Origin of the sequence: Poseidonibacter ostreae, from assembly GCF_009208075.1 — a bacterium.
In the GTDB taxonomy this organism is placed as follows: Bacteria; Campylobacterota; Campylobacteria; order Campylobacterales; family Arcobacteraceae; genus Poseidonibacter; species Poseidonibacter ostreae.
In genome coordinates, this window is the sequence record NZ_WFKJ01000032.1 from 13,305 (window position 1) to 36,245 (window position 22,941).

The 22,941-nt window shown below is 26.6% G+C and carries 29 protein-coding genes; 18 read left to right on the forward strand and 11 right to left on the reverse strand.

Translation table 11 applies throughout. The annotated features are described in order from the left end of the window. Positions 1-59: 59 nt before the first annotated feature. On the forward strand, positions 60-767 hold the full coding sequence (locus tag GBG18_RS10440; RefSeq protein WP_152190877.1) for a pirin family protein: 708 nt from the start codon (positions 60-62) through the stop codon (positions 765-767). Here GBG18_RS10440 and GBG18_RS10445 read toward each other — a convergent pair. The 3 genes from GBG18_RS10445 to GBG18_RS10455 all read right to left on the reverse strand — a co-directional run bounded on the left by GBG18_RS10445 (position 764) and on the right by GBG18_RS10455 (position 3,030). Continuing rightward, positions 764-1,240, reverse strand: a complete 477-nt coding sequence (locus GBG18_RS10445; protein WP_152190879.1) for an ankyrin repeat domain-containing protein — start codon at positions 1,238-1,240, stop codon at positions 764-766. The two genes, GBG18_RS10440 and GBG18_RS10445, sit on opposite strands and share 4 nt — an antisense overlap. Beyond that, entirely contained in the window at positions 1,221-2,663 is a 1,443-nt protein-coding gene (locus tag GBG18_RS10450) for a catalase (protein WP_152190881.1), read from the reverse strand. The genes GBG18_RS10445 and GBG18_RS10450 overlap by 20 nt, the downstream gene beginning before the upstream one ends. A gap of 103 nt (positions 2,664-2,766) precedes the next feature. After that, on the reverse strand, positions 2,767-3,030 hold the full coding sequence (locus GBG18_RS10455; RefSeq protein ID WP_193311119.1) for a Rho-binding antiterminator: 264 nt from the start codon (positions 3,028-3,030) through the stop codon (positions 2,767-2,769). A 101-nt stretch (positions 3,031-3,131) separates the two neighbouring features. Between GBG18_RS10455 and GBG18_RS10460 the strand changes: the two genes are divergently transcribed. Further along, positions 3,132-4,160, forward strand: a complete 1,029-nt coding sequence (locus GBG18_RS10460) for a glyceraldehyde 3-phosphate dehydrogenase NAD-binding domain-containing protein (RefSeq protein ID WP_152190885.1) — start codon at positions 3,132-3,134, stop codon at positions 4,158-4,160. Positions 4,161-4,227: 67 nt separating this feature from the next. On the opposite strand, the gene purM is transcribed toward GBG18_RS10460, so the two are convergent. Continuing rightward, positions 4,228-5,223: a phosphoribosylformylglycinamidine cyclo-ligase gene (gene purM / locus GBG18_RS10465; protein ID WP_152190886.1), complete on the reverse strand. Its 996-nt coding sequence runs from the start codon at positions 5,221-5,223 to the stop codon at positions 4,228-4,230. A 98-nt stretch (positions 5,224-5,321) separates the two neighbouring features. Between purM and GBG18_RS10470 the strand changes: the two genes are divergently transcribed. The 5 genes from GBG18_RS10470 to purT are packed head-to-tail and all read left to right on the forward strand — an operon-like array spanning position 5,322 to position 9,166. Beyond that, a complete protein-coding gene (locus GBG18_RS10470; RefSeq protein WP_152190887.1) occupies positions 5,322-5,867 on the forward strand; it encodes a class I SAM-dependent methyltransferase in 546 nt (181 codons plus the stop codon). Between the two features lie 46 nt (positions 5,868-5,913). Continuing rightward, positions 5,914-6,504, forward strand: coding sequence for a dephospho-CoA kinase (coaE, locus tag GBG18_RS10475; protein WP_152190889.1), 591 nt, complete (start codon positions 5,914-5,916; stop codon positions 6,502-6,504). Continuing rightward, on the forward strand, positions 6,501-7,238 hold the full coding sequence (dapF, locus tag GBG18_RS10480; protein WP_152190890.1) for a diaminopimelate epimerase: 738 nt from the start codon (positions 6,501-6,503) through the stop codon (positions 7,236-7,238). Before coaE ends, dapF begins: the two co-directional genes overlap by 4 nt. 6 nt (positions 7,239-7,244) lie before the next feature. Next, complete coding sequence (locus tag GBG18_RS10485) at positions 7,245-7,976, forward strand: glucosaminidase domain-containing protein (protein ID WP_152190892.1); 732 nt, start codon at positions 7,245-7,247, stop codon at positions 7,974-7,976. A gap of 20 nt (positions 7,977-7,996) precedes the next feature. Further along, positions 7,997-9,166 (forward strand): formate-dependent phosphoribosylglycinamide formyltransferase, encoded by a 1,170-nt coding sequence (gene purT / locus GBG18_RS10490; RefSeq protein ID WP_152190894.1) that lies wholly within the window; start codon positions 7,997-7,999, stop codon positions 9,164-9,166. A 20-nt stretch (positions 9,167-9,186) separates the two neighbouring features. On the opposite strand, the gene GBG18_RS10495 is transcribed toward purT, so the two are convergent. From GBG18_RS10495 to GBG18_RS15555, 7 genes are all read right to left on the reverse strand, one after another. Next, entirely contained in the window at positions 9,187-10,260 is a 1,074-nt protein-coding gene (locus GBG18_RS10495; RefSeq protein WP_152190896.1) for a hypothetical protein, read from the reverse strand. Positions 10,261-10,269: 9 nt separating this feature from the next. Next, entirely contained in the window at positions 10,270-11,280 is a 1,011-nt protein-coding gene (locus tag GBG18_RS10500; protein ID WP_152190898.1) for a hypothetical protein, read from the reverse strand. Between the two features lie 18 nt (positions 11,281-11,298). Beyond that, positions 11,299-13,500 carry an RCC1 domain-containing protein gene (locus GBG18_RS10505; protein ID WP_152190900.1) on the reverse strand — a complete coding sequence of 734 codons (2,202 nt, stop codon included), beginning with the start codon at positions 13,498-13,500 and terminating at the stop codon, positions 11,299-11,301. Continuing rightward, a complete protein-coding gene (locus GBG18_RS10510) occupies positions 13,497-13,991 on the reverse strand; it encodes a hypothetical protein (protein ID WP_152190901.1) in 495 nt (164 codons plus the stop codon). The genes GBG18_RS10505 and GBG18_RS10510 overlap by 4 nt, the downstream gene beginning before the upstream one ends. Continuing rightward, positions 13,984-15,138, reverse strand: a complete 1,155-nt coding sequence (locus GBG18_RS15545) for a helicase-related protein (protein WP_255467382.1) — start codon at positions 15,136-15,138, stop codon at positions 13,984-13,986. Before GBG18_RS15545 ends, GBG18_RS10510 begins: the two co-directional genes overlap by 8 nt. A gap of 103 nt (positions 15,139-15,241) precedes the next feature. Continuing rightward, positions 15,242-15,427, reverse strand: coding sequence for a hypothetical protein (locus GBG18_RS15550; RefSeq protein WP_226896494.1), 186 nt, complete (start codon positions 15,425-15,427; stop codon positions 15,242-15,244). Between the two features lie 111 nt (positions 15,428-15,538). Then, positions 15,539-15,835, reverse strand: a complete 297-nt coding sequence (locus GBG18_RS15555) for a phospholipase D-like domain-containing protein (protein ID WP_255467383.1) — start codon at positions 15,833-15,835, stop codon at positions 15,539-15,541. Between the two features lie 658 nt (positions 15,836-16,493). Between GBG18_RS15555 and GBG18_RS10520 the strand changes: the two genes are divergently transcribed. From GBG18_RS10520 to GBG18_RS10565, 11 genes are all read left to right on the forward strand, one after another. Then, complete coding sequence (locus tag GBG18_RS10520; protein ID WP_076082982.1) at positions 16,494-16,706, forward strand: helix-turn-helix domain-containing protein; 213 nt, start codon at positions 16,494-16,496, stop codon at positions 16,704-16,706. Beyond that, the gene (locus GBG18_RS10525; RefSeq protein WP_152190903.1) at positions 16,706-17,032 is read left to right on the forward strand and encodes a HipA N-terminal domain-containing protein; all 327 of its coding nucleotides are present in this window, start codon (positions 16,706-16,708) and stop codon (positions 17,030-17,032) included. The genes GBG18_RS10520 and GBG18_RS10525 overlap by 1 nt, the downstream gene beginning before the upstream one ends. A 2-nt stretch (positions 17,033-17,034) precedes the next feature. Beyond that, positions 17,035-18,033 (forward strand): type II toxin-antitoxin system HipA family toxin, encoded by a 999-nt coding sequence (locus GBG18_RS10530; protein WP_152190905.1) that lies wholly within the window; start codon positions 17,035-17,037, stop codon positions 18,031-18,033. A gap of 379 nt (positions 18,034-18,412) precedes the next feature. Continuing rightward, a complete protein-coding gene (locus tag GBG18_RS10535) occupies positions 18,413-19,495 on the forward strand; it encodes a tyrosine-type recombinase/integrase (RefSeq protein WP_152190907.1) in 1,083 nt (360 codons plus the stop codon). Positions 19,496-19,523: 28 nt separating this feature from the next. Then, entirely contained in the window at positions 19,524-20,570 is a 1,047-nt protein-coding gene (locus GBG18_RS10540; protein WP_152190909.1) for a hypothetical protein, read from the forward strand. 146 nt (positions 20,571-20,716) lie between these two features. After that, positions 20,717-20,971, forward strand: a complete 255-nt coding sequence (locus GBG18_RS10545; protein WP_152190911.1) for a hypothetical protein — start codon at positions 20,717-20,719, stop codon at positions 20,969-20,971. Between the two features lie 2 nt (positions 20,972-20,973). Continuing rightward, the gene (locus tag GBG18_RS10550; protein WP_152190912.1) at positions 20,974-21,258 is read left to right on the forward strand and encodes a hypothetical protein; all 285 of its coding nucleotides are present in this window, start codon (positions 20,974-20,976) and stop codon (positions 21,256-21,258) included. Positions 21,259-21,501: 243 nt separating this feature from the next. After that, positions 21,502-21,666: a hypothetical protein gene (locus GBG18_RS15340; protein ID WP_193311120.1), complete on the forward strand. Its 165-nt coding sequence runs from the start codon at positions 21,502-21,504 to the stop codon at positions 21,664-21,666. A gap of 2 nt (positions 21,667-21,668) precedes the next feature. Beyond that, positions 21,669-22,010 carry a hypothetical protein gene (locus tag GBG18_RS10555; RefSeq protein ID WP_152190913.1) on the forward strand — a complete coding sequence of 114 codons (342 nt, stop codon included), beginning with the start codon at positions 21,669-21,671 and terminating at the stop codon, positions 22,008-22,010. Continuing rightward, on the forward strand, positions 21,997-22,311 hold the full coding sequence (locus GBG18_RS10560; RefSeq protein ID WP_152190915.1) for a hypothetical protein: 315 nt from the start codon (positions 21,997-21,999) through the stop codon (positions 22,309-22,311). Before GBG18_RS10555 ends, GBG18_RS10560 begins: the two co-directional genes overlap by 14 nt. After that, positions 22,301-22,708, forward strand: a complete 408-nt coding sequence (locus tag GBG18_RS10565) for a replication protein (protein WP_152190917.1) — start codon at positions 22,301-22,303, stop codon at positions 22,706-22,708. Before GBG18_RS10560 ends, GBG18_RS10565 begins: the two co-directional genes overlap by 11 nt. Positions 22,709-22,941 lie beyond the last annotated feature (233 nt).

Consider the following 22,941-nt stretch of genomic DNA (forward strand, 5'->3'; position numbering starts at 1 on the left):
TATTAGGTTTGGAACCAAAAATTATATGCCAAGGACATAATTGAAGGAGGAAATAAACAATGTTAAAAAAACTAAATAAAGAAAATATGGGAACATCAAATCTTGGATGGCTAGAATCAAGGTTTCATTTCTCATTTGCAGAATACAGAAATCCAGAAAATATAAACTTTGGTGTTTTAAGAGTACTTAATGATGATATTATTCATCCTAATTCAGGCTTTGACACACACCCTCATTCTAATGTAGAAATTATTTCTTATGTTGTACATGGTGAAATTACACATAAAGATTCGATGGGTAATAGTGAAACTTTAAAGAAAGGTGAGGTTCAATATTTAAGTGCTGGAGATGGAATTTATCATAGTGAGCATAATATTCATAATTCGCAAGATTTAAGACTTCTTCAAATTTGGATAATTCCACCTACTACTTCACTTCCAAAACTTTATGGTTCATATAGATTTAAAGAAGAAGAAAAAGAGAATAAACTTTTAAATATCGTTTCTTCACAAAAAGGAAATGCTAAAATAAAAATCTATCAAGATATAAATATTTATGCTTCAAAACTTCAAAAAAATAAAAAACTGGAGTATAAAATAAATGAAAATAGACAAGTATATTTTGTACAAATTGAGGGTTCATCAAAAGTTAATACAATTGAGTTAAGGCATGGTGATGCTTTAGAAATTACAAATGAGAATATGCTAAATATCGAAGCTCTTAGCAATTCTCACTTTTTATTTATTGAGATGGAAGAAATAAATTAAAAAAAGCCTTTAACTTTTGATATAAAATTAGAAATAGTTTCTACATCAATTCCTACTATTTTATATTTTTTTGAAGGTGTTTTATCTTTTAAATATTTTACTATTTCTTTGTGTCCAAAAATACTTGCAAAATTTATTGAATTACTAGTAACTTCTGCACCATTTTCTACTAGTAATTTTACTATTTTTATATAACCTTTAAAACAAACTCCTTCTAAAGGTGTTTGTTCTCTTTGGTTTACTTTATTTAAATTGGCACCATTATTTATTAACATTTGTGCAGTTTCATAGTTGCCATTATAAGTTGCAAGCATTAGTAAAGTATCGTTTTTATGGGTACAAAGATTTATAGGCATTCCATAAGATAACATTTTATCTAACTGATCTGTTTTCCCTTCTCTTGCATAATCTAAGGCAAGTAATTGTAATTCTTCAAACCTTTTTTCTTCTTCTTTAGTTATTGCTGCAGTCATCTAAAGCCTTTTTTACACCATTTGCATAAGCAGATGATATTTTTTCAAAAAGTTCAATTTGTCTATTTATAATATCACTTGGAACACCTTGCATAGCTCCTGCTATATTTGAAAAAAGTTGACTTTTTTGATTATCATTCATTAAATTAAATAAATCTCTTGGCTGATAGAAATGATCATTATTTAAACTCCTATCATATCTAGCTGCATCACCTTCAATTGGATATGATGGTTCTAAATATTGAGCATCTTCCTTTGCTCCACCAAAACTATTTGGCTCATAAATAAGTCCAGCTTTTTTATTTATATCTTCAAAACTCATAGAGCCATCTTTATGATATGTATTAACTTCATTTAAAGGTCTATTAATTGGTAAAGCTTCATAATGAGTTCCTACTCTATATCTTTGAGCATCTGGATAAGCAAAACCTCTTGCTTGTAACATTTTATCAGGAGATAAAGCAATTCCAGGAACCATATTTGATGGTGAAAATGATGCTTGTTCTACTTCATTAAAGTAATTATTTGGATTTCTATTTAACTCTAACACACCAACATCTATAAGTGGATACTCTTTTTGAGACCAAACTTTTGTTAAATCAAAAGGATTGTCTTTATGATTAGAAGCTTCTTCTTCACTCATTACTTGTATCTTTAAATCCCATTTTGGGAAATCTTTATTTTCAATTGATTCATATAAATCTTTTTGAGAGCTTTCTCTATCATTTGCAATAATTTTATTACCCTCTTCATTTGTAAGATTTTTAATACCTTGCTGTGTTTTAAAATGAAATTTAACCCAAGTTCTTTCATTGTTTTTATTTATAAAACTATATGTATGAGAACCAAATCCATGCATATGTCTATAATCAGTGGGTAAGCCACGATCTGAAAATAAAATTGTAATTTGATGTAAAGACTCTGGAGTTAATGACCAAAAATCCCACATTGCAGTTGTATTACGCATATTTGTTCTTGGGTCTCTTTTTTGAGTATGTGCAAAATCTGGAAACTTATATGGATCTGCTACAAAAAATATAGGTGTATTATTTCCAACTAAATCCCAATTTCCCTCTTGTGTATAAAATTTTATTGCAAAACCTCTTACATCTCTTTCTGCATCAGCAGCACCTCTTTCACCTGCAACTGTAGAAAATCTTAAAAATAAAGGAGTTTCTTTTCCTACTTCATTAAAGATATCTGCTTTTGTATATTTTGTTATATCATTAGTTATAGTTAAAGTACCATGAGCTCCTGAACCTTTTGCATGCATAGTTCGTTCAGGTATTCTTTCTCTATTCTGGTGTGCAAGTTTTTCTATTAAATAGTAATCTTGCATTAATAATGGTCCACGCGCACCTGCTGTTAATGAGTCTTGATGACTACCAACTTTTTCACCTGCTGTTGTTGTTATTGTTTTCATTTCTTTATCCTTCTATTTTTACTTTATTTAAGAAGTATGTCATAGAAAAACTTAAAGGATAATTATTTTCCTTTAATAATATTTATATATTGTATAATTAATATTAAAGTTTATTTAAATTGATTTCACTAAATTTAGCATTTTGAGTAAGTACTTTTAACTTTTTAATGTTTTCTAATATAATAAGTTTATTAATATTTTCACTTGTAATAACCACACACTCTTCTCTTTCATCATTTAATTTTGTATCAACTGCAATTCCTCTAAAAATTTCTTCATTAATAGTATGAATTTCAATTTTATATTTGTATAAACATACTATTTCAATATGGTCATATAAACTGCAACTTATTTGTGTTTTATTCAATGTTTTCAATTTCCTTTATATTTATTGTAAATAACTATATCAAAGATAATAAGATAAATGGTACAATTTCAAAAATTTTGTATTAAAATAGGTAGCTATATATGAAAAAAAGAATATTATTAAATGGTGTTGGACGTATTGGAAAGATCATTTTACGATTGTTAGATAAAAATGATACTTTTGAAATAGTTTCAATAAATGAAATAAATCCTTATATTAAAAATATTGTTTATTCAATAAACTATGATTCAACTTACGGAAATATTGAAAATAAATTCAAAATTATAGACAATAATTATATACAAAATAGCTCTTCTAAAATAAAAATATTAAATCACTCTTGTTTAAAAGATATAAACCTCAGCAATATTGATATTATAATTGATGCAAGTGGAAAAAAAGAAGATAAAAATATTTTACAAAACCTTGATGTTGATGCAGTTTTTTTAACACATCCAAATTCAAATGCAGATATAAACCTAATATTGGGAGTAAATGAAAAACAACTTGACAAAAAAATTCATAAAATCATCTCAACAAGTTCATGCAATGCAACAGCACTACTTCCTGCTTTAAATCTTTTAAAAGAAGAAAAAGGGATTTTTTGTGGAGATATTGTAACTATTCATCCATTATTAAATCATCAAAGAGTTTTAGATGGAAGCTTTGTAGGAAGTCCTACTAGAGATGTTGAGTGTAACTTTGAGTTTGGACGATCTTCTACTCAAAATATTATTCCAAATAAAACAACTACAATTGAAGCTTGCTCATATATTCTTCCTAATATCAATTCAGATTTAATTTCCTCTAGTTCTTTAAGAGTTCCAACTGACACAGTGGGTGCTATTAATGTTACTTTATTTACAGAAGAATCATCTACAAAAGAAGAGATAATAAATATCTTTGAAGAGTATGAAAAAAATCAAAAGTTTCCTATTATGTTAAATAATTATGAACCTTTAGTTTCAAGTGACTTTAAAAAAGAGAATAAAACTACTATCATAGATCATAGATATACAGATGTTAAAAATAATAAAATGATTAAACTTCTACTTTGGTACGATAATGAATGGGGATATGCTTCTAAAGTTGTTGAGATTTTAAAGTATTATAAAAATAAAAAAGATTAAGATATAAAAAAAGGCTAAGCTCAAATAAGCTTAGCCTTTTTTATTAAATGAAAAATGTAAAAGTTTATTAGATAAACTCAACACCTTTTTCTCCAGCTGCAATTTCACCAATAACATAACCATCAGTATTAGCAAGTACTGCATCAACATTAGCAGGATTTACAACTAAAACCATACCAACACCCATATTAAATGTTCTATACATTTCTTCTAATTCTACATGCTCACCCATAAATTCAAAAATAGGTAAAACTCTAACAGAGTCTCTTTTTACAACTGCTTTTAAATTATCAGGTAAAACTCTTGGTAAGTTTTCAGTAATCCCACCACCAGTAATATGTGCTAATGCATTAATATTATCTTTATTAGCTTTGAACTCTTTTACATAAATTCTAGTTGGTTCTAATAATACATCTTTTAAAGGTTTTCCTTGGAAATCATCATCAAGTGACATACCTAATTTATCTAATAATAGTTTTCTAACTAATGAAAAACCATTTGAGTGAATACCAGAAGATGGTAAGGCAATTAAAGTATCACCTGCAGCAATTCTTTCAATTCTATTTAACTCTTCTTTTTCTGCAATTCCAACACAAAAACCAGCTAAATCAAAATCACCCTCTTTATACATTCCAGGCATTTCAGCAGTTTCTCCACCAACAAGCGCACATTCAGATCTAATACAACCCTCAGCTATTCCTTTTACAACATCTGTTGCTTCTTCAACTTCAAGTTTTGCAGTTGCATAGTAATCTAGGAAAAATAATGGTTCACCAAAGTTACATAATAAATCATTTGTACACATAGCAACTAAATCAATTCCAACAGTATCAAATTGTTTACAATCAATTGCTAACTTAAGTTTTGTTCCAACTCCATCAGTACCTGAAAGAATAACAGGTTGCTTATATCCAGTAGGTAATTCAAAAGCCCCTGCAAAAGAACCTATTCCACCTAAAACACCTGGTATCATTGTTGATTTTACATATGGTTTGATATTTTCTACAAACTGATTACCAGCATCGATATCTACGCCTGCGTCTTTGTAACTAACTGTGCTCATTATTCACCTTTTTAATTGTCTTTGCTTTAATCATTGATTAATTTAAAATATTTTTGCTATTATATCAAAATGTTTATAAATATTAAGGACTATATATAATGAAAGATAACAAGGCATTTAATGAAATGATGGTACACGTACCATTATGTACTCATAAAGAAGCTTCAAAAGTACTAGTTATTGGTACTGCTAGTGAAGACTTAAAAGCACAGGCGCAAAAGCATTCATATTCAACTGTTGAATTTGGAGACTCATCACTTTTAACATCAAAAAATGAAAAAGATATTGACGTTATAATTTTAACTGATGTAAATCTTGATGAATTACTTTTAGCAAACATAGAAAGAATCTTAAGTGATGATGGTTTAATCTCATTTGCAACTTCAGCTTTTTCAAGAGATGAAAAGCAATTAAAAAAAGATTTACTTTTAGTAGGTACTAAATTTTGGATTGCCATGCCATTTAAATTTGGACATAGCACTTCAATATTAGCTTCTAAAAAATATCATCCAACAGCAGATTTAATTTTACAAAGATCTGATTTTATTGATGATTTAAACTACTACTCTTCTGAAATACATAATGCTTCATTTGTATTTCCAGCTAGTGAACACAGAGAATTAACTGGCATAGCTAAAAGATAAAACTACTATTAAATTTAAATAAATCTTAATTATTGTAGAATCTTACATGATTAATGATTTATTTAAAAATGCAATCGCCTTAACAGGTGGAATTTCTACGGGTAAAAGTACAGTTTGTAACCTTTTTAAACTTCATGGTTTTCTTACAATTGATGCGGATTTAATCGCACATAGATTACTTGATGAAAACTCATCAAAAATAGTCTCTATGTTTGGAGAACAATATGTTGAAAATGGAAAAGTATTAAGAAAAGAGTTAGGTAAAATCATCTTCTCAAATGAAGAGAACAAACTTAAACTTGAAGCTTTACTTCACCCACTAATTAAAGAAGAGATTATAAAAGAATCAAAAATATTCGAAGAACAGAATAAGCCATATTTTGTTGATATTCCTTTATTCTTTGAAAAAATGAATTATCCAATTCCAAAATCTTTAGTAGTTTATACACCAAGAGATATTCAAATTCAAAGATTAATGAAAAGAGATAATATTGATGAAGCAGAAGCTAAATTAAAAATTTCAAATCAAATGGATATAGAAAAGAAGAAAAATTTAGCAGATATGGTAATAGACAATTCAAAAAATTTAAAACATCTTCAAAATGAAGTTGAAAGAATAATGGGAGAAATCATATGACATACACAAAATATAGTGCAAGTGGAAATGACTTTGTGATTTTTCACACATTTATAAAAAAAGACTACTCAAAAGAAGCTATTGAACTTTGTAATAGAACAGAAGGAATTGGAGCTGATGGCTTAATAGTACTAGTTCCAAATGAGAAAGCAGACTTTGAGTGGTTATTTTATAACAGTGATGGAAGTGATGCTTCAATGTGTGGGAATGGTACAAGAGCCTGTGCTCATTATGCCTTTAAAAATGGATTAGCTCCTAATTCAATGCAGTTTTTAACAGGTGCTGGCTTAATTAAATCAATTGTTGAAGAAGATATTGTCGAAACTCAATTAACTGCTCCTCTTGTTATAAAAGACGAGTTTGAACAAGATGGTTTTACTTGGTATTTAGTAGATACTGGTGTTCCACATTTAGTTACTATTGTGGATAATTTAGAAGATTATGATCATGATTTATGTGCGAAAATGAGATATGAGCATAATGCAAATGTTAACTTTGCAAAAATAGAAAATGGTGTTATAAAAGTTAGAACTTATGAAAGAGGAGTAGAAGGTGAAACACTAGCTTGTGGAACTGGAATGGCTGCTTGTTTTTTAAGAGCAAATAATTTAAATCTAGTTTCTAATAAAACTTTTGTTTATCCAAAAAGTGACGAAGAACTTACTTTATCTTTAGTGGATAATACTATTTATTTTAAAGGTGCTGTAAAAAATGTTTTTACAACAACTAGGTAAATAGTTATGAAAATTACTAAGATTTTTTTTGCTATTTTTATAGTTTTTTCTTTAAATTTATTTGCAAAAGGAATGCCTAGTGAGTATTACAAAATAAAAGATACAAAAAAAGCAAAAGATTATTTTGCTGAATATATTTATAAATTAACAAAAAAAGAGAATTTAAAAATTTTAGAAGAAAGAACTTTTGTAAAAAAAACACTTTCCTCTAATAAAACAAATATCACTAAAAAAGACTTAAAAAAACTAAGTGAGCTTCAAAAAAGATACAGAGTAAAAGAACTTTATGATTTAAAATCTTATATGTTGAAAATTGATGTTATTCCTCCAGCAATGAGTATTGCACAAGCTGCAGTTGAAAGTGCTTGGGGTAAAAGTAGATTTACAAAAAAAGCCAATAATATTTTTGGACATTGGACATATAATGCAAAAAATGGAATTGTTCCAAAAAGAAGAGCAGCTGGTTCTAAGCATTTAATTAGAGTATTTAATAATTTACAAGATTCTCTTAGTGCTTATATGTTAAATCTAAATAGACATACAGCTTATAAATCTTTTCGTGAAAAAAGATATCAAGCACGTATAAAAAATAAAAATCCAATGGGAATGGAATTATCCCAAACAATGTTAAAATATTCTGGTATTGGAAAAAAATACTTAGCTATATTAAAATCCGTTATAAAAAAGAATAATCTTACAAACTATGATAAAAGATTTTATCAAGAGACACAAAAATAAATTAAAATTAAGGAATAAATATGAATTTCACAGCACCTTTAAAATCTGACTCTATAAAAATTATGCTTCTAGGAAGTGGCGAGTTAGGAAAAGAAGTTGTAATCGAAGCACAAAGACTTGGAATTGAAACTATTGCAGTTGACAGTTATAACAATGCACCAGCACAACTAGTAGCAAATAAATCTTATACAATTAATATGAAAAATAAAGAAGAAATATTAGATGTAATTAGAAGAGAAAAGCCTACTTATATATTACCTGAAGTTGAAGCTATTAATATTCAAGCACTTTTTACAGCCGAAGAAGAAGGTTTTCATGTAATTCCAAATGCCAATGCGGTTAATAAAACAATGAATAGAAAAAACATTCGTGAATTTGCAGCAGTTGACCTTGGTGTAAAAACTGGTGGCTATGAGTTTGTAAGTACTTTTGAACAGCTACAAGTTGCTGCAGATAAAATGGGTTTCCCTTGTGTAATTAAACCTGTTATGAGCTCTTCTGGACATGGACAAAGTGTTGCTAAGAAAAAAGAAGATTTACAAGAATCATGGGAAATAGCAAAAGAAGCAAGAGGGGATGCTAGCGAATTAATCGTTGAAGAGTTTATTACTTTTGATTATGAAATCACTATGTTAACTGTAAGAAATGAAAAGCAAACTGTATTTTGTGAACCTATTGGTCATATTCAACAAGATGGTGATTTTATCTTTTCATGGCAGCCTATGAATATGAGTGAAGAAGCTAAGAAAAAAGCGCAAGATATTGCCAAAACTGTAACTGATGGTTTAGGTGGTCGTGGTATTTTTGGTGTTGAGATGTTTGTAAAGGGTGATGAAGTATATTTTTCAGAAGTGAGTCCAAGACCACATGATACAGGTATGGTTACTATGATTACTCAATCTGCTAGTGAATTTGCACTTCATGTACGTGCAGTTTTAGGACTTCCTTTAGATTATATTGATTATGGTGCAGGAGCAAGTGCTGCTTATAAAGCAAGAAATGATACATTCAATCCACAAATTGATATTTTTGATCAATCTTTTACAAAAGATTCTATTATTAGAGTATTTGGAAAGCCTCAGAGCCATGTAGGAAGAAGAATGGCAGTAGCTTTAACATTTGATAAAGATTCTAGCGATAAAGCTTTACAAAAAGCTAAAGAAATTATAGGAAATTTTGACGATAAATAGAACTAATATTTTAGTTCTATTTAGATTTTAAAAGAACAAGTATAGGCCATACCTTCATCTTCCATACTTGTAACTTCCATAGTAGCACCTAACATATTTGCAAGGTTTTTTGCTTCAATAATATACTTATTTTCTGTATCTGAAATAAAAAGTGTGTGAATATTTTTTACTTCAAATCCGTTATTTTTAACTACTAATTGAATATTCTTCTTATGTACAAAAATATTTACTTCAACTAATTTATTAATTTTCCCTTTTTTCATCTCTTTTTTTACTAAATCCATACATGACTGCTCTATAAAAGAAGAAATTATATTTTCAAGATAAAGAATATTGATATCAACTTTTTTATTTAAATTTAGATCTAAATTATAGTCTAAAGAGATTTTATATCTAAAGTTTGCATATATATAGTTATCTGCTCTTCTTTTATGTAATTCAAGTAAATAGTTTAAAGAAGAAAAATCTTTTACTTTTTCATTAGTTTTATTAAAGTTCGCAATAGTATATTCAAACTTCTTTAACTCTTCAAAATGTAGTCCAAAAGTATCAATAAGTTCAAAAATAAAAGTACTGTTAATTAAATCTTCAACTCCTAATTTATTTAAATATTTATCAACAATTGTAGTATCAAACATAGTTACTAAATATTTTAAATTGAATATTTTATTTTTTATATTTGATAAAGTTTGAATATCTTTTAAAAGTTTCTTTTTAGACGTAGCTGGTATAACTTTTGTATCAAGATCCATTTCTAGTAAATCTAAAAAGTTTTTATCATCATATATTAAATTAACAGTCTCTATTTGACTTGATTTATTGCACTCTAATAATAAGAGTTTCATATACTCTTTTACAGCATCTAAAGCTTGATCTAATTCTGAGATTATTAGAAGAATTTTATTTTGCATTAAATCATGATGATCATTTAGTATTTGCCGATTTAACTTTGTTTTTCCACCATTTTCACTTATTAAAATTTTATCAAAAACAAATAATTCATTAAATATACTTGTAAAGGGTTTTATTTCTTCCGAAATATTTTTTATATGATGATTAACTTTTTCATTACATTCACCTACTATATTAGCCAAGAATACACCTTATCGACAATTGTCATCATCTATTGATAAATTATTATCTGTAAATTGAACCCAATTAGAGTTAGTATCTACAACCATAACATCACCTGATTTCTTTTTATAAATAGTATCTATATGCAACCAATCAGCTCTTTTATCTTGAATCGTAAATTGATCATTGATTCTTAGAATTCTTAAAATAGTTGCATCAATATCATATGTATTTCTAACATTTAAATTACTTTTATTAACTGTATATAAACATTTTGAGAAATCTTTTTTTGAATCAAAATCCATTTTTTCTTCTTTTGTTATTGCTTTATTTTTTATTTTTGCAAAAGATTCTTTTATACTAAATTCTTTTTTTGCTACTTTTTCTTTTATTTTAGTATCAGCTGTTTTTACAGTTTTTTCTTTTATTTTTGGTTCTTTTTTTAAATCACTTACAGATGTTCCATAGTTACTTAAATAAATCACATAACCATATTCATCATCAACTTTTTTATATAGTTTTACAGTTTTAGTTCTAACATCAATTTTTATAATTTTGTGACCTAGAATATTGTCACCTCTTACATATCGACCTTCAATATTTGAACTTAACTCAGCAGCAGCTTTTGAAGTACTTTTTTTATCAACTTTTAAAATTACATAATCTTTACCATTAAAAGAATACATACTTTTAATTTTTATATCTTTAAAATTTTTTGTTCGTGTAAAATCACTCGTTAATCTAGCCATTTCATTTTGGTGTTTAAAAACATTTTTCTCATAATCTTCTTGTGATACTTCTGGTTTCTCAACGAACACTGTTTGAGGATTTATATTAGGATTTACGTTATTTGTTTTATTTTGAATTGAATCAATTTGCTCTTCAAGATAATCTTTTTCTAAACCTGTAATACTTTTAAAGAAATTTTTTGATTGTTGATCTAAAATATCTAATTTATCAAGGCTACCTTTATTATCTTCTTGTGCATATAAATTAATAACTGTAAAAATAGATACAATAATTAAACTAATTTTCTTCATTTTTTTCCTTTTAAACTTTTACTTAAATGTAAATTCATAATTAAATCCACCTATATATGTTGGGTATCGTATAAAGAAATCATTTTTATACTCTTCTGAACCTGTATAGTTTCCAGTTGTCCAATTACCAGATGTCATATTTGTTAAATATGCACCACTTCCACCTTCTGCTAATAAAAAGTCTTTATCTAAATCATATAAGTTTGTATTAAAAACAGGTAGCATAAAAGTATTTCCCATATAGTCGTTATAGCTACTTCCTGATCTATAAAAAGACATTTTACCCCAACAATACATTTGATTATAAATATCTATTCCACACATACCATTATCATCTTGTATTACTTTTATTTTTTTCCATTTAATCTTTGAAATTGATTCTTTAAAAAACTCATCATTTTGATTATCTGATGTAAAATAATCACCTTTAAGTTCATTATTTCCATTAACCCAAACTATTCCAGTATTTACACCTTCACCTAGTTTTGTTGAAAAATCAACTGATAATATTTCACTATCATCTTCAGCAACATAGTCTGAATAACTTTTTATCTCTTCTTCAATTGATAAAACAATTGGTTTTTTATTTTTTGGTTGATATATTTTATAATATTTATTATCTGTAGATTGTGCTACAAAAGCTTCTAATCCACCACTTATACTTTTAAAACTTAAATCCGTATCTACTTTCAAAGGCTTACACAAGTTCATATAAGTACTTTCCCAATTAACACTACAATTACCACTTGCAATCTCAGACTCTATTCCCCAAATATAAATATCTCCATCTTGTGATAAAGCACCCATTTTTCTATATCCAATAGTTAAAAGATATGTTATATCACTAAATTTTACACTTGTACCATTATTACTAACAGTTAATTTTTGAGGGTCTAAATTTTCATTTGTATAATTATAATTAAATTGAGTACTTCCATTTCCTGAAAAACCTGAAAAATCATATCCCCATCTATAAATATCGCCGCCTTGTGATAGAATAAGCCAAATTTGATTATTTGCAAACATTTTTGATGCTTTATTTGTAATTCCATCAAAATATCTACTTCTATATAACATTTCTGGGTCATTACTATCTACTTGATTACCATTAGAATCAACTACATGAGTAAAATTAGAACCAAAAGAGGAAGTAAGTCCTGTTGCTCCTCCACAATATATAGCACCCTCAACAGTAACACCACAAGTACTGTGATAAACTGTACTAAAAAAATCTACAAATTTTGGTCTTAAAGGAGACGAGAAGTAATCTCTATCATCTATATTAGAATTGTATGTTTTTACTTTTGCTCTAACTAATCCTGTAATTACAGGATATCTATTACTTGAAGTAGCTCCGCTATAAGTATTATCTCCTAATCCTACAATTTCATTTGCATTATTACCCCAAGTATATATATCTCCATTAACAATCATGCCACCAGCACGTCTAGAAAACTGAATAATTGTTTTTCCAATATCTCTAGTTGAGTCCCCTACTTTTACAATACCAACATCCCCACCAATATTTAAATATTCTTGAGCTATTCCATTTTCAATATTTAGAATTTGCTGTCCAGGAGAAGATACTTTTTTTTGATCTAAAATCGTTTCAAAAGAAGAAGATATATTACCATCAGTATCTAACATTGAAGCACTTGGATATACAATTAATTTTTTATCATAAGAGTAGAGTAAATCACCATTATTATCATACCAATGTAAAACACCTTTAGAATCTAACAAATACTCATTTTTAGGTGATGTTGTATCTGTAGTAATAGAGCTTGATTGAGATATAATATACTCTTCTTTTTCAGAAAGTGCAATTCTTACATTATGATTTACTTTACTAAGAGGAGCTTTTGAATATACTCTATTTTCATTCGAATAATACTTATCATATAAAGCTGATTTTACATTTGAGGGGATTTCACTTACTATGTAAGTACTTGTTGAATCTAAAGACATTGAGCTATTAAAAAGATTATTTAGTGTAAAACCATCTGGTAAATATGTTTTTAAGCTTGTACTTTCATTTCCTAAAATAGAAGTTGGTTTTGAGCCATTTGCTACAATATACTCTTTATATACTTTAGCAATTTGCTCTTCTTTTTTTATAAGTTTTTTTATTTTAGATAAAGAAATAGTATCAAAATACATCTCTTGAGAATATAAAGATATTGATAATATAAATAAAATAAAAAACTTAATAAAAATCATTTTTTAATATCCTTTGGTTTTGATATATAGTTTACAAAATAAATAGTATTATTTTTTTCACTTTTTTTCATCTGACCTAAATAAGAAAGTATTCCCTCACCTGCTTTTAAACCTTCTTCACTTTTTGCTGTTAATTGTGTTACTAAAATATAGTTATCAACACACATTTTTTTTGAACTTAGATATTTTAGATTATAATCTAAAACTGACATTCTTTTATATATATCTTTTATTTTACTATCTAATTCCTCTTTTTTTATATATCTTGATTCAATTTCTTTCATTTTTTCTTTTTTATTAACAATTTTTCTTTTTAAACTAAGAGTTTCTTGTTTTCTAATTTTAAGTTCATTTGTATATTGTTCTTTTTCATAAGATATCTTAAAAAAGTTTGCTAATTTAAAAAAGAAAAAACCAATAAAATAAGTAACAAATATTATTAAACCTACTTTTATAATTAGTTTAAATCTTTTATTATTAATACTAATCATTTTTTACCTCATTTGATGTAATACACTCTGTAAACTCTTTATACTTTTTATTTGTTCTATTTAATAAAATTTTTTGTCTTTGAATCAATCTTTTTTCTATTTTTATCTCTCTTTTTAATTTCTCTAAAGGCTGTTTATAAATATATTGCTGTGTTACAATATCTAGTCCAAAAAACATAACCCAAGCAATTAAAGCAACAAAAAACAATACAAAAATATTTTTTCCAAAATGTGATTTAAAGTTATCTAATTCATTTAAAGACTTAACTAACTCTTTTAATTCCTTAATTAAGATTTTATTATTCCCTATATATTTTATTCCCTCATCTAAACTATTAAACTTATTTGGGTCTTGAAAGAAATCATAATAAAGCATCAAAAATGATTGTTTATTTTTTTCCATAACTTCTTTTGTAAAATCGAAATTATTATCTATAAGTTCTAAAATAAATTCAAAATAACTATGAGATCTTGTTAATAGCCATTTTTTAGAAACTGCTCTTATCAGCTCTTTTTCATTGACTTCATCAAAATCTTCTAGAATATCGGCTTCATAACACAATTTAGAAAAACTATCTTTTTTATATAAATTTTCTAAAGAAAGATGATTTATCTTCGTAAAATTTCTAATTGTAAGTGGTAAAGTTGTCTGATTTTCATAATTTCTTATTTTTGATATTAATTTTCTTCTACCAAGTGTAGTTGCTTTTTTAATATTATTTAAAATATGTTCTTTAGCTTTTTTTTCTAAAACTATTGAACATCCTAAAGGTAAATGAGGAAATTCATTTTCTATTTCATCTTTTACACTATTAGAAGTTTTACCAATTAAGTTTCTAAATTTACCTTCAAAATCATATTCATCTCTAGCATTTCCAACAAAATCTAAAACAGTCAAGCACTCTTTGTTTTCAGTAAATCTAAGTCCTCTTCCTAACTGTTGTAAAAACACAGTTAAACTCTCAGTTGGACGTAAAAATAAGATAGTATCAATTTGGGGAATATCAACACCTTCATTAAAGATATCAACTACAAATAAATAGTTTATTTCTTTTTTTAACAATCTTGATTTCACATCATCTCTATTAGAACTTCCACTTATAAGGAAATCTGCTTTTAAACCAACTTCCTTAAATTTCTCACTCATAAACTTAGCGTGTTCTTGTGATACACAAAAACAAATTGCCAAGACTTCATTAATATCTGTTAAATATTCTTCACATTTTGTGATAATCTCAGCAACTCTTTTTTCACTTGAAAAAACATCTGTTAATTCGTTTGTTTGATATTTGCCATTTTATATTTTGTAAATCAACACTATCACTAATTCCAAAATATTGAAAAGGACAAAGTAGTTTTCTATTTAATGCTTCAGGAAGTCTAATCTCAGAAGCAATTACGCCACAAAAATCATCTAGAATATTTTCATTATCCATTAGAATTTCTTCTTGATAATGATGTGGTTTTATATCAAAGAAAGTTGAAAATTTATTTGTATCTTTTATGGAACCACTTTTTAGTGCAATTTGAAGTTTTTGCTTTTTCTCTTATGTAAAAACTTCAAATTCTTTATCTTCCCAATATGTTTCAAAAGTTTTTTGAAACTTTTTTATTATGTGTGAAATTTCTGAATTTGTTACTTTTAAATTCCATTCTAATCCACTGGTAAGTGCACTTCTTGAAATATTTGAAGAACCTATATATCCTGTATGAAAACCCGTATCTCTAAAAAACAAATAAGATTTTGCATGCAATCTTTCATTTGCTGTATTATATGAAACTTTGATTTCAGTATTTGGTAAACTTGCTAAAAATTCAACCGCTTTTAAATCAGTTGCTCCCATATAAGAAGTAGTGATAATTTTTAATTGTTTTCCTCTTTTTGTAAATTATCTTAACTCTTTTTCAAATATTCTAATTCCTGACCACTTAATAAAAGAGACCAAAAAATATATTTTATCTGAGGAAAGTATTTCTTCTTTTATTTCACTTTCTAAAGAAACACCTGCATTACCTCCTGTAAAAAGTTCACTTTGAGTAAGCCCTGTATATGGTGTAATTTCTTTGATATAAGAATCAAAATCTTTTATATGGGAATCAAGTTTAGGTATAACCGCTTATTAAATTTAAAGAATAATTTATGAAGTTACTTATATATTGCGTTAAAAAAGTTGAAGCTTCTGATTTCTCAATGGCAGTAGTTTTATAATAGATAGTTTCTAAATCTAAAGAATTTAGTTTGTTTGAAATCAAACTATTTATGAGTTGTTCGTATAATCCATTTTTAAACATTTAGAATCCAATTATTTTTGTAAATTGAGTTTATCATATTTTTAATTTAACATATATACTAAATTAAAAGTGGTTTCTCAAATATTTACAATCTACACCCTAATATTTAGTATATAAACTAAATTTAAAGTGAATATTTATTTTAAAAGCTATATAATTAATAATATTTAACTTATATACTAAATAAGAACATATATTAAAGGTATTAAAATGGAATCTACTTCTACTAAAATAGGTAAAACTATAAAAATAAGAAGAAAAGAATTAAATCTTGAATTAAAAGATTTACAAGATTATTCAGGTGTTAATTATGTTTCAATATCTGAAATTGAAAATGGAAAAGCTAATCCTACCGTTAAGACACTAGAGAAACTTTTAGATGTACTTGGAATGGAATTAGATATCAAAGTGAAGATTAAATAATGCAAAGAGCAAAAGTTTTTAGAAATACAATATTTACTGGTTTACTTACAAAGTTTGATGAAAATAGTTATAGCTTTGTTTATGACAAAGAGTATTTAACTAAAGATAATTCAAAAGCTATTAGTCTAACATTCCCTTTAAAAGAAGAAGAATTTACATCAAAAAGTTTGTTTCCTTTTTTTTATAATCTATTAGCAGAAGGAAAATTAAAAGATATACAATGTAAAGAGCTTAGAATTGATAAAAATGATGATTTTTCAAGGTTATTATTAACAACCAAAGAGAACACAATAGGTTCAATTACAATAGAAAAAGATGAGATATAAAAATGGAAGATAAGATATGTTTAGGCTGTTTAGCAGAAAATAAAAAACTAAGAAATAACTATTGTTCAAAGTGTATTAAAGAACTATTTAATGGAAAGGTACCAAATCCTTTAAATTTTGACAGAATTGAATTTACTAAAAAAAGAGCAGAATTATCACCTAGAATGTCAATCTCTGGAGTACAAGATAAAATCTCTTTAACTTTTGAAAAAAAAGATTTAGTCCCAACTGCAAGTAATGGAAAATATATTTTAAAACCTATTACAAATGGAGATGGGCATATTCAAAATGAAAAAGATATTGTGGCAAATGAACATTTATCAATGATTATCTCAAAGAATATATTTAAAATTCCTACAGCTTTGTGTGGTTTGATTATGTTTAGTGATGGAGAGTTAGCTTATATAACAAAGAGATTTGATTATGATGAAGAAACAAACTTGAAATATGATCAAGAAGATTTTGCTGGAATTATGGGAATAACACCAGTAACTCATGGAGAAAATTATAAATATGATGCTTGTAGTTATTTAGATTGTGCAAAGATGATAAAAAAGTATGTTGCATCAAGTGTAATATCACAAGAAGACTTTTTTAAAAGAATTATTCTAAATTATCTAATATCTAATGGTGATGCACATATTAAAAACTTTTCTTTGTATAGTAAAGCAGATTCTAGAGAATACTTTTTAACACCAAGTTATGATTTATTAAACACAAGATTTCATATAAATGAAAAATATGGAGATATGGCAATAGATTTATTAGATGATTATACGGATACTTATGAAGCTTATGGTTACTATACTTATGATGATTTTAAAACTTTTGCTAAGTTCATAGATTTACCAGAAATCAGATTTAATAAAATTATGAAATTTATTGAAGACTCATATTTAGATGTAGAAGACTTGATTGATAAATCTTTTTTAAGTCCTAAAGCAAAAGAATTTTATAAAGAATCATATAAAGATAGAATAAAAAGAGTAAGGAGCAAATAGTCTAAGTTTACGATTGGTGTTGCACTTCTAAGTTAAAAGAGCGTCCTTTATATTTATCTTTCTAAATTTTATATTTAGTGTGATATAGGTATGAATTGATTTTTAAGAGACATAAAAAAAGCCCGACCTAAACACTGCAAACAGTGATTAAATCGGGCTTCTAGGTGGTACGCCTGGAGGGATTCGAACCCCCAACCGCCGGGGCCGAAACTCTTTTTATATCTTTATCTTATCTTTCTTAAAGTTATACAAATATCTCTACATTTACCTTAAAATAGTACTTTCTTTAAACTTCTTATTACCTTAAGTACTCTACAATATTATTATCTTATATAAATTTAGGTTAGCAATAGGTTAGCAAAATAAAGAGGTGTTTAATATGGCAAGAGTTAGAAGCAAAAAAAATGATGGTGTTTATATCAACAAACTACAAAATGGTGATATTAGTTATTCCATTACTTATAAAGATGAACATAATAAATTAAAATGGTTCAATGTAGGAAAAAAAAGCGGTGGGATAACTGAAACCTATTGTAATGCAAAAAGAAATGAATTTATAAACAAAATCAATTTAGGTGAAGATCCTCAAGCCAAGAAAAAGAAAAAAAACATTATTACTTTTGATTCAATTGCTAAAAAGTATTTTGATAGTGTAGAAGGCATAAATCGAGATAACAAAAATTCTATCGCAAGATATGAACTGCATATAAAACCTTTTATTGGACATAAAGACATTTCATTAATTGACTATACAGATATTGAAAAGATACAAAAAGCAAAACAAAAAACACACGCACCAAAAACAGTAAATCATTTAACTACACTTGCAGGAACAATTTTCAACTATGCAATCAAAAAAGAAAGAATGAGAATAATAAATCCAGCAAGTGAAATTGATAATCTAAAGGTCGATAATAAAAGAGAAAGGTTTTTAAACCTGGAAGAGATAAAAGCTTTACTTGATGAAGTTGCAGAGAATGAAACATTAAATCTATTCACAAGATTATCTTTATCAACTGGTGGTAGAGCTTCAACAATTATGAACATAAAGAAAAAAGATGTAGATATTGAAAACCACACCATTAACTTATATGATTTTAAAAATGGTACTTCTTACAAAGGATTCATAACAGATGATCTATTTCCTATAATAGAAAACCTATTACCTCATCTCAAAATTAATGATTATCTTATTACAACTTATGCAATGGATACCATACAACACAAAATGAAAGCCATACTTGATGATTTATTCAATATAGGGTTAAAATCCAATGATTCAAAGAATAGAGCAGTTACCCACACATTAAGACATACTTTTGCTTCACAACTTGCAATGAATGGAACTCCAATCTATACAATTCAAAAACTAATGAACCATAAAGATATAAATATGACTTTAAGATATGCAAAACTTGCTCCTGATAATGGAAAAAATGAAGTGAAAGGACTATATAAATGAATTACATTTTTTTAAGAGGAAAATCAAGATGAAAAAGAAAATTACTACACCTGAAAAAATAAAGGCATATAAAGAGAAGATGGACGAACTCAGTAAAACTGATTATGAATTAACAGATGAACAAATTAAATTAATTGTTGATTTTATTGAAGTGCTTAGAGCAAAAAATAACGGATTAATCTTTGAGGGTTTTTTTGATGAGAACGAAAAGGCAATACATAAATTTAATGCAATACTTACTTTTTGTTTGCAAAGTAGTATTAACATGCAAGGAACACTAGACATCTTAATAAATTGTGATATTGCTTTTATAAAATGCATAAGAAAGCTTTTTATTTCAAAGGATTTGATTAATCTTAAAGAAACTCACCTAGAAGAAATAACAATAGAATATGAACGCGATCTAAGAAAAGAATTATTAATTAGAATTGAAGAGCTTTCAGAATATGGTAATAGAATTCAGCTAAATAAATACAGTAATTTATATCAAGAAATTTTAAATAATAGCTATGAGGAAACGATAAAAAGAATTAACAACAAGATTAATGATATTCACTTACCTTTTAACCAATATAAGATTGATCAATCAGAAGTTATTCAAAATTTAGAACATGAAAAAAATACATTCAATGACTTGATAACCAACAATATGAAAAGAAGTAAATTAATAGGCAATAATCATTTTTTATCTCACTTAGTAAATGATGATATTGAAATTACAGATGACTACAATATAGTATTTAAAGGACATACTGAAAGTTTAGTAATTGGTTATACTTCCAAAGCAATACTTTTATCAATTGATAAGAATATCGTAATAAGAGAGTTAAAAACTAAAATAAAGATTTTGACTGATTTTAGACAAGAGGAAAGCGATATTTTAATAGAGTATAGTAAAACATTGATTGAATTTGCACAAACAAAACGATATGCAAACTACATACCATTTAAGATTATTGCAAAAAGAATGAATTTAACAAAGAATGTTGCAAAAAATTATGCAAAAGCACTAATTCAAATTAATGAAAAATCCTTTAAAGATAGATTTGATGAATTGAATACTTTAGAATTCTAATAATCCTTATTACTACTACAAAGCATAAATAATTAAAGCCACTTAGTACCCCTACAATACTTATGTAAATTTATTAAATATGCTTCTTCTCAACTCTTTCATAATTTTCTATACTTCCATATACAAACCAAAACAAAGGCTAACTTATGGAACTTAAATTTACAAACCCTCAAACAGAATTAGTTTATCAAGATTTAAAATCAAGATACAACAAAGCAACACTCACAAAAAAAGAACTTGCTAATGAATTTACAGTATCAACATCAACAATTGATTTGTACATTTCAAAAGGTATTGGAATACCCAACTATAAAAAATTAGGTACAGCAAAAAATGCAAAAGTAGTGTTCAATATTATAGATGTAGCTGAATACTTATCACAAACAATCAAAACGGCTTAACCATGAAACTAGAAACTAGAATAAAAGCAATTGTAACGCATACAATAGAAGATTTTAATAATAGTGGGTCTCACTTCAAGGAGAGCAATAAAAAGATTATAAAGTGGCTTGCAAGTGATTTAATGAATTTAAAAGATATTGAAGAATTATCAACTATTGAAATATCTCTTCTTATACTTCAAAAACTGAACAGTTTAGATTTAGTAAATTTAGAAATGATTACAGAAACTATTACAAATAGCAAAAAATCCGATATTGTTCAAATTAGAAAAAAGGAGAGTAAATGAAAAAAACATAAAAACCCCATCAAAGTTATTTGATTAAAAAAGATGAGGTATATAATTAACGTAGTAAGTTATTATATCATATCTCAATATCAATATTTAAATCAAAAACTTAAATTCTAAAATTTGTTAAAAGATAGCTATAGAGCCTAAATAATAGTTATTTCACTATTACTCAAGAATATCTTGTTGCCTAAAAAATGGCTAACCAGTAATTAAAACAATAGAAAACTTAAAAGGTTTAGTATGAATAAAGAAAAAAGAATCGAAATTCTAAGACTAAAAGCAAAACAGAGTGGAAAGCTTATGATTAGTTTCTTACTAGATGGAAAGAAAATGGAACTAGAAAACCTTGAATTTGAAAAAAGGTTTGGAGAATTAAATGATTACAAAAGAGAAAAAGGGAGTTGATTTTGACTACAAATAAGAACAAAAGACTTACAGACAGTAAATATATTGCTAAGAAAGAGTTTGAAGCTAATAAGCTGAAAGAATTAACGATAAAAGGCATAAGTCTAACTCATGCAGATAAATATAACTTCATAGTTGAAGGAAACAATTCTAGAGGTTACTTTGGAATATTAAAAGCTGCACTTAGAAGATTCTTTGTTTTGCTAAATGGAGAGATAAGTATAGCATTTGAGAACTTTGCAGATCTGTATGAAGATGTTAAGCCTAGTATGCCTTGCAACTTGATTGATATTGAAAATATAAAAAAAGAATTATTGAAAGGATTAAATAATGAAAAAGCCTAAAGGAGTATCTCATTATCTGGTATTAAAAGATTTAATAAAAGGTGTTGATGTAAGAGCAAAAAGTGATTCTGTATTTTATCTTACATCAAGGATAGAGAATGTTAAGTGTGAACTAAATAAGCAAGGGTTAGATTTTATTGAAGATGTAACAAAAGAAACAACATTTTCTCATTACAAGCCATATATATTAACTCCATCAAGTAGAAATATTAAAAAAGCAGAAGATTTGATACAGATATATGCAACAGATGATGTTTTGGATTTTTTAGAAGAAACAAAAAAGCTAAACAATGGCAAGTAATTTAAAAATTGGAAGTGAAGATAATGGTTATGCAATTCTTGATGAGTTTTTTAAGTCATTAATGTTCCAACAAGTAATGGATTCAGATTTAAGTAGAAATGAAAGAGATGTATTACTCGTCATCTTTAGAAAAACAATTCACTATGAAAAATGGAACGACAGAATCAGTATGTATTGGTTATCGAAAACTGTTGGAATAAGCCCTACTACTTTAAGAGTTACTCTTAAAAGGCTTGAGAATAAAAGCTTCATTGATGTAACAAGATCAACTGGTGGGAAAACAGTAAGTAGTAAGAAATACAATGAGTTTAGTATCCATACTTATCTTGTAAATATGGTTTTTAAAAAATGGGAAGAAATAAAGCTATATAATGGATTTGATATTCAATATGACTAGCTTATAAACTAATCATTGTATCAATGGATGATATTTAAGCTTCAAAGACTAGTAAATAAAGGGGTCTTTAATTAGTACCCTTTTGTTTTAAGACCCTTTGGATTGGTAGGCAACAAAGAATAAACTTCTACATAGTAATAATTCTTTTAAAAAGAAGAAACACACATAGGTGCTAAATTCCAAAAAGAGAATTTACACGATGTCTTTTAATCTTGTAGAAAACTAATATAAGA

What these genes read in the sequence shown, in the direction of transcription:
- GBG18_RS10440 (WP_152190877.1), top strand. Translation starts at nt 60, where the DNA reads ATGTTAAAAAAACTAAATAAAGAAAATATGGGAACATCAAATCTTGGA.
- GBG18_RS10445 (WP_152190879.1), bottom strand. Translation starts at nt 1,240, where the DNA reads ATGACTGCAGCAATAACTAAAGAAGAAGAAAAAAGGTTTGAAGAATTA.
- GBG18_RS10450 (WP_152190881.1), bottom strand. Translation starts at nt 2,663, where the DNA reads ATGAAAACAATAACAACAACAGCAGGTGAAAAAGTTGGTAGTCATCAA.
- GBG18_RS10460 (WP_152190885.1), top strand. Translation starts at nt 3,132, where the DNA reads ATGAAAAAAAGAATATTATTAAATGGTGTTGGACGTATTGGAAAGATC.
- purM (WP_152190886.1), bottom strand. Translation starts at nt 5,223, where the DNA reads ATGAGCACAGTTAGTTACAAAGACGCAGGCGTAGATATCGATGCTGGT.
- GBG18_RS10470 (WP_152190887.1), top strand. Translation starts at nt 5,322, where the DNA reads ATGAAAGATAACAAGGCATTTAATGAAATGATGGTACACGTACCATTA.
- coaE (WP_152190889.1), top strand. Translation starts at nt 5,914, where the DNA reads ATGATTAATGATTTATTTAAAAATGCAATCGCCTTAACAGGTGGAATT.
- dapF (WP_152190890.1), top strand. Translation starts at nt 6,501, where the DNA reads ATGACATACACAAAATATAGTGCAAGTGGAAATGACTTTGTGATTTTT.
- GBG18_RS10485 (WP_152190892.1), top strand. Translation starts at nt 7,245, where the DNA reads ATGAAAATTACTAAGATTTTTTTTGCTATTTTTATAGTTTTTTCTTTA.
- purT (WP_152190894.1), top strand. Translation starts at nt 7,997, where the DNA reads ATGAATTTCACAGCACCTTTAAAATCTGACTCTATAAAAATTATGCTT.
- GBG18_RS10500 (WP_152190898.1), bottom strand. Translation starts at nt 11,280, where the DNA reads ATGAAGAAAATTAGTTTAATTATTGTATCTATTTTTACAGTTATTAAT.
- GBG18_RS10505 (WP_152190900.1), bottom strand. Translation starts at nt 13,500, where the DNA reads ATGATTTTTATTAAGTTTTTTATTTTATTTATATTATCAATATCTTTA.
- GBG18_RS10510 (WP_152190901.1), bottom strand. Translation starts at nt 13,991, where the DNA reads ATGATTAGTATTAATAATAAAAGATTTAAACTAATTATAAAAGTAGGT.
- GBG18_RS15545 (WP_255467382.1), bottom strand. Translation starts at nt 15,138, where the DNA reads ATGAGTGAGAAATTTAAGGAAGTTGGTTTAAAAGCAGATTTCCTTATA.
- GBG18_RS15550 (WP_226896494.1), bottom strand. Translation starts at nt 15,427, where the DNA reads ATGGATAATGAAAATATTCTAGATGATTTTTGTGGCGTAATTGCTTCT.
- GBG18_RS15555 (WP_255467383.1), bottom strand. Translation starts at nt 15,835, where the DNA reads ATGGGAGCAACTGATTTAAAAGCGGTTGAATTTTTAGCAAGTTTACCA.
- GBG18_RS10520 (WP_076082982.1), top strand. Translation starts at nt 16,494, where the DNA reads ATGGAATCTACTTCTACTAAAATAGGTAAAACTATAAAAATAAGAAGA.
- GBG18_RS10525 (WP_152190903.1), top strand. Translation starts at nt 16,706, where the DNA reads ATGCAAAGAGCAAAAGTTTTTAGAAATACAATATTTACTGGTTTACTT.
- GBG18_RS10530 (WP_152190905.1), top strand. Translation starts at nt 17,035, where the DNA reads ATGGAAGATAAGATATGTTTAGGCTGTTTAGCAGAAAATAAAAAACTA.
- GBG18_RS10535 (WP_152190907.1), top strand. Translation starts at nt 18,413, where the DNA reads ATGGCAAGAGTTAGAAGCAAAAAAAATGATGGTGTTTATATCAACAAA.
- GBG18_RS10540 (WP_152190909.1), top strand. Translation starts at nt 19,524, where the DNA reads ATGAAAAAGAAAATTACTACACCTGAAAAAATAAAGGCATATAAAGAG.
- GBG18_RS10545 (WP_152190911.1), top strand. Translation starts at nt 20,717, where the DNA reads ATGGAACTTAAATTTACAAACCCTCAAACAGAATTAGTTTATCAAGAT.
- GBG18_RS10550 (WP_152190912.1), top strand. Translation starts at nt 20,974, where the DNA reads ATGAAACTAGAAACTAGAATAAAAGCAATTGTAACGCATACAATAGAA.
- GBG18_RS15340 (WP_193311120.1), top strand. Translation starts at nt 21,502, where the DNA reads ATGAATAAAGAAAAAAGAATCGAAATTCTAAGACTAAAAGCAAAACAG.
- GBG18_RS10560 (WP_152190915.1), top strand. Translation starts at nt 21,997, where the DNA reads ATGAAAAAGCCTAAAGGAGTATCTCATTATCTGGTATTAAAAGATTTA.
- GBG18_RS10565 (WP_152190917.1), top strand. Translation starts at nt 22,301, where the DNA reads ATGGCAAGTAATTTAAAAATTGGAAGTGAAGATAATGGTTATGCAATT.